General features: G+C 31.9%; 8 protein-coding genes. All 8 read right to left on the bottom strand.

What is annotated here, in order from left to right; translation table 11 throughout:
• Window positions 1–17: 17 nt before the first annotated feature.
• The 8 genes from JJC01_03680 to JJC01_03645 all read right to left on the bottom strand — a co-directional run bounded on the left by JJC01_03680 (window position 18) and on the right by JJC01_03645 (window position 12,885).
• Window positions 18–1,040 carry a transcriptional regulator gene (locus JJC01_03680; protein ID UDN58979.1) on the bottom strand — a complete coding sequence of 341 codons (1,023 nt, stop codon included), beginning with the start codon at window positions 1,038–1,040 and terminating at the stop codon, window positions 18–20.
• Window positions 1,041–1,546: 506 nt separating this feature from the next.
• Window positions 1,547–2,893, bottom strand: a complete 1,347-nt coding sequence (rpoN, locus tag JJC01_03675) for an RNA polymerase factor sigma-54 (protein ID UDN58978.1) — start codon at window positions 2,891–2,893, stop codon at window positions 1,547–1,549.
• Between the two features lie 151 nt (window positions 2,894–3,044).
• Window positions 3,045–5,606, bottom strand: coding sequence for a selenium-dependent xanthine dehydrogenase (gene xdh / locus JJC01_03670; protein UDN58977.1), 2,562 nt, complete (start codon window positions 5,604–5,606; stop codon window positions 3,045–3,047).
• Window positions 5,600–6,991, bottom strand: a complete 1,392-nt coding sequence (gene hydA, locus JJC01_03665; protein ID UDN58976.1) for a dihydropyrimidinase — start codon at window positions 6,989–6,991, stop codon at window positions 5,600–5,602. The genes xdh and hydA overlap by 7 nt, the downstream gene beginning before the upstream one ends.
• A gap of 262 nt (window positions 6,992–7,253) precedes the next feature.
• Window positions 7,254–8,363, bottom strand: coding sequence for a 4Fe-4S binding protein (locus JJC01_03660; GenBank protein UDN58975.1), 1,110 nt, complete (start codon window positions 8,361–8,363; stop codon window positions 7,254–7,256).
• An 86-nt stretch (window positions 8,364–8,449) separates the two neighbouring features.
• Entirely contained in the window at window positions 8,450–9,802 is a 1,353-nt protein-coding gene (locus tag JJC01_03655; protein ID UDN58974.1) for a purine permease, read from the bottom strand.
• A 143-nt stretch (window positions 9,803–9,945) separates the two neighbouring features.
• Window positions 9,946–11,274, bottom strand: coding sequence for a putative aminohydrolase SsnA (gene ssnA, locus JJC01_03650; GenBank protein UDN58973.1), 1,329 nt, complete (start codon window positions 11,272–11,274; stop codon window positions 9,946–9,948).
• Between the two features lie 27 nt (window positions 11,275–11,301).
• The gene (locus JJC01_03645) at window positions 11,302–12,885 is read right to left on the bottom strand and encodes a D-aminoacylase (GenBank protein ID UDN58972.1); all 1,584 of its coding nucleotides are present in this window, start codon (window positions 12,883–12,885) and stop codon (window positions 11,302–11,304) included.
• Between the last annotated feature and the right edge of the window lie 7 nt (window positions 12,886–12,892).

The following is a 12,892-nucleotide window of genomic DNA, read 5'->3' as shown; positions in this document are numbered from 1 at the left end:
GTGCTAGTTTTCGACTTTTATAATAATGACAATATCTTATAAGCACTTTCTTCATCTGTTACAAGAACCATGTTTTTATGCATATTTGATATGGCTAATAAGGCTTCTACTTTTTCTGTTCCTGCAAAGATTGCAATAGTTTCTTTTACTTCTTTAACTGTCTCTAAATCAATTCCAACAGTATTTAATTTATAAACTATTTCTCCATCTTTGTTGAAATAATATCCAAATGCTTCTCCAACTGCATTTTTAGATAATATCTCGTTAACTTTATCTTCTGGAAGTTTTCTTCTCTTTGCCATGACATCTGCTCTACCTATGCTGAAAACTAAAATGTCTGTTCTTTTAATATACTCCAAAGTTGTCTTAATCTCTGGCACTTGGCTAAGAGTTTTCATTGCACTCTCGTCCAATTCATCTGGTATATGTAAAAGTTTGCAATTAGAGTGTAATTTCTTACTTACTGAAGCAACTATACTATTAGACTGCATCTCTACATCAGTTCCCATACTTCCTCTAGCTGGCACTATTGTAGAGTTTGGATATCTCTTATCAGTTTTAATAACATTTGAAAACTCTAACATAGTGCTTCCCCCTGTTATTGAAACTATATCTCCATCTTTTAAAATACCTAAGAAATACTCGCATCCATATCTAGTTACATCTTTTAATAAGCTTCCATTTTCATCACAGCTTCCAGGAACTAGTATTACCTTTTTTATTCCAAGCTTTTCTCTGACCCTATCTTGTAACTTAGACAATCCCATGATGTCACTCATGATGTCTTTAAGTTTATCTAATAAATCAGAACCTTCTTTAGTGATAGTCATTCCAGATACAGCAACATCTATAAGTCCTTGTTCTTTTAAAAACTCTGTTTCTGACCTAATTATTCTTTCACTAATTTCTAATACATTTGATAAAGTTCTTCTACCTATTGGTTCACTTAAAGATATTTGTCTTAAAATAGAGTATCTTCTTTCCATAAGTTCAATTGCCTGTGGAATTAGTTTCTTTTGAATTTCTAATAAGTTCTTCATAACATACTCCTTATTGCTTTCCTTTAGGGACTTTTTTTGTCCCTAGTGTTTATTTAAGTCCCACAAGATAATTTTATTTTATAGGATTTGCGTATAGATTTCAATAGTTTTTCAAAAACTTTTTTATTTTTTTGTTTTATAGCAATTTCTCCACCATTTTCAAAGTACAGTATTTTTTATTTTTTATATAATATTTTTTCCATATATTTTTTGGTTTTTATTCTAATATTTTTGACTCAATCTTGTATGTTCTACTCTGCTAGATTCTATATGTCTTTGTTTTTATACTTTATGTTTTTATTTTTATGCTCTTAAAATTAACAATAACAGTTTATTTATCTCTGTATTTTTTTGACTCTAGTTATCGTTCTAATTCCTGATTTTTCCTAATATTTAATTTTATTTCTAATACTTTTCTTTCCAATACTTAAATTCATTTGTATAATGCTCATTTGTATTTTAATTAGCATTTCCCCTAATTTTACTGATACTTCTTTCTCTTTTCACTAATATTCTTTTCTCTTACTTGAAGACAAAATTCCTAATTCTTCACGATACTTGGCAACTGTTCTTCTTGCAACATTGATTCCTTTTTCTTTTAATAGCTTAGATATATGGTCATCACTTAAAGGTTTCTTTTTATTTTCGTCTTTTATTGTTTCCTTTATAATTTTTTTTATGCTTGTACTAGATGCCATTTCATGATTTTCAGTTTCAATAGCACTACTGAAAAAGTACCTAAATTCATATACTCCAAAAGGTGTCAGCATATATTTCCCATTTACACCTCTACTTATAGTAGATTCATGAAAATCTAATTTTTCTGCTATGTCTTTCATTTTTAAGGGCTTTATATATTTTGTTCCTTTTCTCAAAAACTCATCTTGAGCTTTTACTATTTCTTCTGCAATTTTAAGTACTGTAGTCTTTCTACTTTCTATATTTTTCATAAGCCCTGTTGCCGAATTTAGTCTTTCTTTTATAAATTCTTTTGCACTTTCGTCAGACTGTGAATTTTTTAGTATGTCTTTATAATAACTGTTTATTTTTATTTGATAGGAGTCTTTTTCATTTAAATACACAATAAATTCATCATCAATTTTTTCAACTGTTACATCTGGTTGTATATATACACTTTTTTCTACTGAACAGGTTCTTCCTGGCTTAGGGTCTAATGTTTTAATTATATTTATTAGTTCAACGCATTTTTGTAGTGACATATTGTACTTCTTGCTTATCTCTTTATATTTATTATTTGCAATTAAATTTAAGTCTTTTGTAACGATTTCCTCTAAAATTTCATTATATATTCCTAAGCTTGCCATTTGAATCATCAGACATTCTGAAAGACTTCTTGCACCTACTCCACTAGGTTCCAACTGCTGAACACTAATCAAGCATTTTTCAAAAAGTTCTTCATCTATCTTTAAAGTATCAACAATTACTTTTTCCTCAGTTCTCAAATATCCGTCCTCATCTAAGCTATCAATTATATACTCACAGACTTCCATTTGTTTATCTGTTAGCTTATATAAGCTTATCTGAAACTTCAAATCCTCATATAAATTTGACGAATATTTAACTAAATTTTCTAGATTAACTTCATTGTCAGGGTTATAACTTATTTCTGTTCTATCTAAACGTCTTGATTTTTCCATATCTTTTATATATTCTTCCCAATTTATCTCCCCACTTTTCTCAACTTCGACTAATGGGTTATTCTCTGCTTCCCTTTTAATCTCTTCTTCTAACTCCAACTTACTCATATTTAATATTGATAATGATTGCTTAAGTTGTGTAGTCATGATTAGCTTCTGAGACTGAGTTAACTCTAGACTATTATTAAAATTCATTTTGCTCACCTCTCAATTTTATTAAACTTATTTTATAAAAGAAAAACCCTCCTGTATATGTATATTCTATCATTTAAAATATACCTTATGCAAAAGGGTTTTTTTTATTTACAATTTAATTGATTTTTTTTATTTAATATTTATTTTTTTGTTATTTTTTTTTACTATATGGCGTATTTTGAAGTGGTAGTTCAGTTCTAAACTCTTTATCAAATACATAATAGGCATTTTGCACTGCTGGTGCAGTGGGAACTGTACAAATCTCTCCTACTCCTTTTGCACCATATGCCAATAAATCTTTGTTTTTTTCAACTATTACGGCTTGTATTTCTGGTATATCTGTAGATTTAAATAAGCCTAATGTACCAAATTTAGCTGTAGGTACAGAGTTGACTACTGGGTAATCCTCTGTTAAGGCATATCCAAGACCCATAACAACTCCACCTTCTATTTGCCCCTCTAAACTGATTGGGTTTATAGCTCTTCCTACATCATGTGCTGCTACTACTTTTTCTAATTTTCCATTTTCATCTAGCATTACAACTTGTGTTGCATATCCATAAGCTACATGGCTTACTGGATTTTCTTTATCAGAACCCATTTTGTCTGTAACACTTGCATATTCTCCGTAAAATTCTTCTCCCTCTAAATCAGATAATGCTTTTCCAGTTGCTAAAGCTTCTTTTAATTTAATTGCTGCAACCTTAGTAGCCTCCCCTGTAAATACTGTCTGTCTTGAAGCTGTAGTATTACCAGAATCTGGTGTCAAGTGAGTATCTGGAACTTCATGCACTATGTTTTCAGGTAGTAAATTTGCAGTTTCACAAACTACTTGAGTCATAACCGTACCAAGACCTTGACCTATACAAGAGGCACTTGTTCTTATATGAACTTTACCATCTTTTATTACCAGTCTACATCTTCCCACATCAGGTATCCCAACTCCTACACCACTATTTTTCATTGCACAAGCTATACCTGCACGTGGGTGTTTTTCATACTCTTCTTTTACAGCTTCTAATGTTTCTGCCATTGCTGTTCCTTCATCTGCAAATTGACCATTTGGTAAAACTTGACCAGGTCTTATTGCATTTTTATATCTTATTTCCCAAGGTGATATTCCAGCCATTTCAGCAAGTAAATTTAGATTACATTCTGTAGCAAAACAACTTTGTGTAACTCCAAAACCTCTAAATGCTCCTCCAGGAGGATTATTAGTATATACTGCTGTTCCAGTTATATCAATATCCTGATAATTGTATGGTCCTGCTGCATGAGTACATAATCTTTGCAATACTGGTCCTCCAAGAGATGCATAAGCACCTGTATCAGATATTATAGTTGCTTTCATACCTGTTAGATATCCATTTTCATCACATGCTGTTGTAAATTCCATTTCTGTAGCATGTCTTTTTGGATGAACAATTATACTTTCTTTTCTAGTAAGCTGTACTTTTACAAATCTCTTTGTGTGGTATGCAAGTAAGGCTGCATGGTGTTGAACACTCATATCTTCTTTTCCACCAAATCCGCCTCCTACCATCTTATTTATCACTCTTACTTTTTCATGTGGTAATCCTAACATATCTGCACATTCATGTTGAGTAGCAAACACACCTTGGTCTGTTGAGTAAATTATTACTCCATCTTCTTCATAAGGACCTGCTACTGCACATTCAGGTTCTAAAAATGCATGTTCTGTTGCAGGTGTAGTGTATTTTTTAGTTACAACGTATTTTGAGTTCCTTATTTTTTCTTCAGCATTTCCTCTTACTAAATGTTCCTTAACAAGTACATTACCTGTTTCATGTATATTTGGAGCATCTTCTTTAAGAGCCTCTGCTGTAGTACTTAAAGGTGTCAATTCTTCATAATCTATCTTAACTAGTTTTTTCGCTTCTTCTAATGCTTCTCTAGTTTCTGCTGCTACTAAAACTATTCCATCTCCTAAGTATCTAGTTATTTCACCTTCTGGAATTAAAGTATCCCAATCTTTCTTTAAGTGACCTACTTTTATAGTTCCTGGAATATCTTTAGCTGTAAGAACTGCAACAACTCCTGGGTAAGCTTTTGCTTCTTCTATATCTATCTTTTTAACTAATGCTCTTGGATATTTAGCTCTAACTGCTGAACCATAAATCATACCTTCTAATCTTATATCATCTACATATTCAGAGTATCCAAGTGTTTTGCCTACTGCATCAACTCTATGAAGACTTTCACCAACTAGACCTTTGCAGTTTACTTTTGGCACATCTATATCTTCTCTAAATATCTTTGCTGCCAAACTCACAGCTTTAATTATTTTTACATAACCTGTACATCTACATATATTACCTTTTAAAGCTTTTTTTATGTCATCTTCAGTAGGATTATTATTAACGTCTATAAGCGCTTTTGAACTAATTACCATACCTGGGATGCAAAATCCACATTGAACAGCTCCTTGGCTGGCAAAAGAATATGCAAAAACATCTCTTTCTCTTTCTGATAATCCTTCTATAGTTGTTATATTTTTCCCAGCTAATTTATCAGTTTTAAATACACATGCTTTAGTTGCTTTACCATCTATTATGACCATACAAGTTCCGCAAGCACCTTCTGAACATCCATTTTTAACTGAAGTTATATTCATATCTTCTCTAAGGAAGTCTAAAAGTTTTTTGCCTTCTTTTGCAACAACTTTCTCTCCATTTAATATAAATTCTACCATTCTCTAGCCCCCTCTGTTAGACGCCTTTTTATATATCTCCCACTTGGAGTATTACAAATTAATTCTCCCTCTCTAACAACTTCTTTTCCTCTTAAATAAACATGTTCTATTTGACAATTTACTTCATAACCTTCATAAGGCGTATAATCTACATTTTGTAATTGTTTTTTTGCTTCTATTTTATATTTTTTATTTGGATTTAAAACTAATATATCTGCATCACTACCTATTTCTATAGTTCCTTTTTCAGGATACATTCCAAATAATTTGGCGGCATTAGTCGATGTTACTTCTACCATCTTGTTGATAGATATTTTATTTTTACAGACTCCATATGTGTATAAAAGACTCATCCTATGTTCCACCCCTGGCGAACCATTAGGAATTTTACTGAAATCGTTTATTCCAAGTTCCTTTTGCCCCCTATAATTAAAAGAACAGTGGTCTGTACCTATAGTATCTATTTGATTATTTAAAATAGCATTCCATAAAATTTCATTATTTTCTTTATCCCTTAAAGGTGGTGACATTACATATTTAGCACTTTCAAATCCTTCTAAATCATATAATTCATCACTTAATAGAAGGTATTGAGGACAAGTTTCAACTATCACATCTACTCCTCTTTGTTTAGCTTTTAGAACTTCTTCCAAAGATTCTTTACAACTTAGGTGAACAACGTACACCTTAGAGTTTGCCACTTCTGCTATCTTCATCAGTCTTGAAGTTGCTTCTGCTTCTAATATAGCTGGTCTAGTTAATTGATGATATTTTGGAGATAGATTATTTTCTGCTTTTGCTTTATCCACAAGTTCACATATTATATCCCCATTTTCACAATGGAATCCAATAATTCCTCCTACCTCTTCTGCTTTTCTCAAAGCTTCAAAGATGACACCATCATCAACTTGAAGGCTTCCTTTATATGCCATATACAATTTAAATGAAGATACTCCCTCTTTCACCATGTCTTCCATTTCATTACAAACTGAAGCATTCCAATCTGTTATAGCCATGTGAAAACCATAGTCTGAATAAGATTTATCTCTAGCTTTTTCATGCCATTCATCTAATCCTTCTTTTAAAGAACAACCTCTAGATTGTGTAGCAAAATCTAAGATAGTAGTAGTACCTCCAGCTATTGCAGCTTTTGTTCCTGTTTCAAAATTATCTGCTGTCTTAGTAGTTCCTGTATCTAAATCAAAGTGAGTGTGTGTATCTATACCTCCTGGTATAATATAAGAATCACTAACATCAACTACTTCATCATTTTCTTTTGATATATCAACACCTATATCAACTATTTTCTCATTTTCTATTCTTACATCTGCACAGTAAGTTTTTTCACTTGTTACTACTTTCCCACCTTTTAAAACAATTCCCATATAGACTCCACCTTACTTATAACGTATCAATTTATTTTATCTGAAGAAATTAACTTAAAGTAATTTGATTAGAGCACTTATACACAGTAAATTAATATTTAATTAAAATGATATTTAATTAAACTAATGTTTAGTTAAATCAACGTCATAAGATTATTAACTTCACGTTGTATTATTAATGTATAAACTTGCTTATCTAATATATTTTATTATCTTAATATATTTATTACTCTAAGTTAATTACTAAAATTCTATATAATTATTATTCATTAACAGCTTCTACTTGATTGTAGCAAATACTTAAAGCACCTTTTGGACATCTAGTTACACATAATCCACAACCAAAGCACTTATCCACATCTATATTTAATTTATCTGTCACTTCTAAAGCTTCATATACACAGCTTGTTACACATTGTTTACATTTGATACACTTATTATCATCTACAACTGGAGCCACTGCATGAGTTCTAAATCCTCTAGCTGCCATTTTCTTATGAGTTAATCCTTTGATTTCATTAACATCAGCATATCCATTTTCATCTAAGAAATCATTTAATTCTTTAGCAATTTTTCCATATATAGAAGGCCCTTTAAGGATTGCTTCTGTACATACTTGAACAGCACTTGCTCCTGCCATCATCATTTCAGCTACATCTTTTCCACAAGTTATTCCACCAACACCTATAATTGGTATATTTACAACTTGAGAAGCTTCATATATACATCTTATTGCTAATGGTCTTATAGGAGCTCCTGATAACCATCCATATCCTGCTTTACTTCCCATTATAGGGTATCCTGTGTTTACATCTATTGCCATACATGGTCCAAATGAGTTTATCATTACAAGTCCATCTGCTCCTGCTTCTTCAACAGCTTTTGCAATAGTTTGAATATCAGTATGAGGACTCATTTTCATAAATACTGGTACATCTAAAACAGCTTTTGCAGCTTTTAAAGCATTTACTATTGGAGCAACATCTGTGCCTACATAATGAGTTGATAATTCAACTGCATCTGCGTAAGGTTTTACTAAAGGTGCAACCTCAGCTATTTGTTCTGCTGAATATCCCATACTTACTATTACTGGAAGACCTGCTGCTTTTACTTTTTTGTATTCTTCTTCTATCCATTGTTCTTTTGGAAGCTCTGACCATAATTCTGTATTTAAGAAACCACTGTTAGTTTTTGCCATACATGGTCTTGGTACATCTGCTGGTAACACAGATATAGTTTTTGTACATATAGCTCCTGCTCCACCTTTTGCTGCCTCTTGACAGAGATCACCATCTTTTGCTCCAGGACCTGCCGCTGTCATAACTGGATTTAAGAATTCCATTCCATATAAATTAACTTTTAAATTAGCCATATTATTATCTCTCCCTTAATTAAATATATTTTTTAATATTTAGCTTAGATACTCTTTTGTCTATGTTGCTTTTCATTTATTTCTTCTTATTTTGCTTCTTCAGTCTTAGGAGTTTTTTCCTTTTTTGAACCTAATTCATTGAAGAAGATATTCAAAAGTACTGCTGATAAACTTCCTGTTGTTATTCCACTGTGGAATATCGTTTGCACCCAAGTTGGAAAATTATGATAGAAATCAGGATTTGTCAGTGGTATCATAGATAACCCAACACTAACTGCTACTATCACTCCATTTTTAGTTCCATCAAATTTTACTTTACTTAGAGTTTTTACTCCTCCAACCATTACCATTCCAAACATTGCAAATCCTACTCCACCAAGAACAGGCTTAGGTATTGCTCCTATTATTGCTGCAAACTTTGGTAAGAAACCAAGTACTAGCAATATTACCCCTGCATAAACTGCAATAAATCTTGATTTTATACCTGTAAGTCCAACAATTCCTGTATTTTGACCAAATGGAGTTATTGGAAATGAATTGAATATTCCAGATAAAGCTGTAGATATTCCATCTCCAAATAGACCTCTTTTAATATTTTTACCAGTTACCTCTTTGTCTACCATTTCGTGAATAGCTATCATATTACCAACTGATTCTGTCATAAGTACTAACATAATTAAGCATAATGATAATATTGCAGATGGTTCAAATCTAGGCATTCCAAATTTTAAAGGTACATTTAAGTTAAGCCAACCAACTCCACTTACTGCACTAAAATCAGCCATTCCAACTGCCATAGAAAGTAATGTACCAAGTACTATACCTACCAATATCGCTGTACTATTCCAAATTCCTTTTAAGAACTTAAATGAAAGTAAAGTTATCGCCAATACTGCTAAAGCTAATGCTAATGAGTTTGGTTCAACCGCTTCCAATTTGTTGTCAGTTATCCACTTTATCCCAACTGGGAATAGTGAAATACCTATTACCATAACAACTGTTCCAGTAACTACACTAGGGAAGAATCTTATTAGTTTTTCAAATACTGGAGCAAGTAATATACAAAATAGTCCAGCTACTATTACAGAGCCAAATACTGTCTGTATTGCAACTTGAGAATCACTATATGATGAGGCTATTGCTGTCATACCTGCCACAGCGGCAAAACTAGTTCCTTCAATTACTGGTATTTTAGCGCCTACAATATTTCCTATACCAACACTTTGTATGAGTGTTCCTATACCTGCCATAAACAAGCAAGCATTTATTAAAAAAACAATACTAGCATGATCTAGTCGTGCAGCACTTCCTATCATCATAGGAACTGCTACCGCTCCTGCACACATTGCTAAAACGTGCTGTAGTGAAAATACCCAGGATTTGGATACAGGTAACCTTTCATCTACTGGAGCTATTTTAGGGCTTTCATTTTGAGACATGTTGGGTCTCCCTTCTATATTTAGTTTAATATTCTATTCCATATATTTTTTATCTATATACTTCATTTAAATTCTACTTTTGTCTAAGTTTTATTTTTAACACTTATATTCTTGTCTCTTACTTGTATGTCATTATCAATTATTTAGATTCTATTCCATAGGTTCTGACTTAGTTCTCTACTCTTAGCTAGAATACTTTCTTCATCAATGTTTACCAATTTTCTGTCTTTCATAAGTACTTTTCCATTTATAATAGTTGTATCCACGCTTCTTCCACTCATTCCAAATATGATGTGTCCCCCTATTGTGTTTTCTGTCAATGGAGTATGTGGTGTATAATCAACTACTATGACATCCGCATAAGCACCTTTTTTAAGTATGCCTAGGTCATTTTTATAATAAGCCTTTGCTATTTTTTTATTGTTATCAAATAACATTGTTTGTGATTCTCCAAATCCAACTCTTGGGTCACTTAAGTGGTGTTTATGAATTATATTAGCAACCTTTAACGATTCAAACATATCACTAGTGTATCCGTCAGTTCCTAGACCTACTGTAACACCTCTTTTTAGTAATTCTATTGCAGGAGAACATCCAACTGCATTTCCCATATTAGATTCTGGATTATGAACTACAAATGTATTTGTTTTATTTAAAAGATTGATTTCATCTGTACTTATATATATACAATGAACTGCTATAGTCTTTTCTTTTAGAACACCAAAATCATTAAATCTTTCTAAAACTCTTTTTCCATATTTATCTACATTATATTGTAAGTCTGCTAATCCTTCAGCAACATGTACATGATAACCTGTATCAAGACCAGCCATTTCTGAGGCACACTTATTTAATGTATCATCAGACAATGTAAATGCAGCATGAAGACCAAACATTCCCTTTATCATGTCTGTATCATCTTTTTGAGCATATTTTATGAAATTTACATTTTCATTGATACCTTGTTGTATTGTATCTCCACCATCTCTATCAGATACCTCATAACAAAGGCATGTTCTTATTCCCAAATCTTTTGCAACATCTGATATTGTAAATAAACTACCTTCAATTGCATTTGGACTTGCATGATGGTCATAAACTGTTGTGACACCATTTTTTATACATTCTATATAAGTTGCATATGCACTGTATTTTGTATCTTCTAGTGTAAGTTGTTTATCAAGTCTCCACCATAAATTGTTTAATATTTCTAAAAAATTTTCAGATGGTTTTCCTGGAACTGCCATACCTCTAGCAAATGAACTGTATATATGCATATGTGAATTTATTAGACCAGGCATGATTATCTTCTTGCCTGCATCTATAAATTCATGTCCTGGATATTTCGCTTTCATTTCCTCAGTAGTACCTATATCTTCAATCAGATTGTCATTTATTACAACACATCCATCTTCCATATAGGGATTTAAAGAATCTTGGCTTATTAGCCTCCCATTCCCCACTAAAATCATAAATTTATTCCTCCTTAAAGCTAAGATTTAATTTTTAAGTACTTTTCCTGCTTTAATTTTATTGTATTTTCCTTCTTCAACAACACAATTTCCATTTATAATTACATAATCTATACCTGTCGGATATTGCATGGAATTGATAAAATCATCACATCCACTAACAGTATCCTTGTCAAATATAACTAAGTCTGCAAAATATCCTTCTTTTAGTTCACCTCTATCTTTTATACTAAAGCTTACTGCTGCTTTTTTAGTCATTTTATAAACAGCTTCTTCAACTGTTAGTACATTTAATTCTCTAACATATCTTCCTAGTATTTTAGGGAAAGAACCATATGCTCTTGGATGTGGCTTACCTGCTAAAAGACCATCTGTACATACATTTTGCTCGTCTCTTTTCATAAAACCTATTATATGTTCTTCCAATCCATAGAAATCTACCATTCCAACTGCATTTTCTTCTTCTTTTAATAAATCAAACGTTGCATCTAATGGGTCTTTACCTCTCATCTTTCCAATTTCTAGCAGGCTCTTACCAATTGTATCTTGATTTTTTTCTGTCTTTACACTTGTTACAAAAATTTGGTCTATTCCAGCAAATTCTATAAAGTTATCCCAACCTTCGATTCCATTTGCTATATCTTTTTTCATTTTTGCTCTTTCGTTTTCATCACTTAATCTTTCTATTAATTTATCAGTTCCTCCCGAATGTGCCCATGGAGGTAAAACTACTCCAAGCATTGTACTTCCAGCTGCATAAGGATATTGGTCAAATGATACTCTTATACCTTCTTTTTCTGCTTTTTCTAAAAGTTCTATAACTTGAGGTATATACTTCCAATTTGATTTACCACAAACCTTAAAGTGTGAGAAGTGAACTTTTACTCCTGATTGCTTTCCAATTTCTATAATTTCTTCCATTGATGTTAAAATTGTATCTGCTTCACTTCTTTGATGAACCACAAATACTCCATCGTATTTTGCTACTACTTTACACATCTCTATAATTTCTTCTGTCAATGAATACGCACAAGGTATATATATAAGTCCAGTTGATAATCCTATAGCTCCTGCCCTTAATTCTCTTTCTGTGATTTCACACATCTTTTGAATTTCCTCTTTAGTGGCAGGTCTATCTTCAAGCCCCATTGCTTCCATTCTTACATTTCCATGAGGTACTAAATAAGTTTCATTTAACCCTACCCCATTTTCATCCATCATTTTTAAATAGTTTTCTGTTGTTTCATATTTCCAATCAATTTCATCACTTTCACCATCTAGGCCTGCTAAATTTTTTCTCCAAGAAGATATATGCTCTTGAGGTAGAGGGGCCATAGATATTCCATCTTGGCCCAACACTTCTGTTGTAATTCCCTGTCTAATCTTTACCTCATTATATGGATTAACCAAAATCACTAGGTCTGAATGGCTATGAGTATCTATGAAACCTGGACATATAACTCTACCTTTTGCATCTATAACTTTGTCAGCTTCTTCGTTTAAATCCTGTGATATTTTTAATATTTTTTCGTTTTCTATTAAAATATCCCCTTCATATGCTGGTGTTTTATTTCCATCTACTATAAGCCCATGTTTTATTAAAGTTCTCACAAAACCA

Source organism: Clostridioides sp. ES-S-0010-02, assembly GCA_020641055.1.
In the GTDB taxonomy this organism is placed as follows: Bacteria; Bacillota; Clostridia; order Peptostreptococcales; family Peptostreptococcaceae; genus Clostridioides.
The sequence above is the reverse complement of the archived record's forward strand: the minus strand, read 5'-3'. Positions and strand labels throughout refer to the sequence as shown.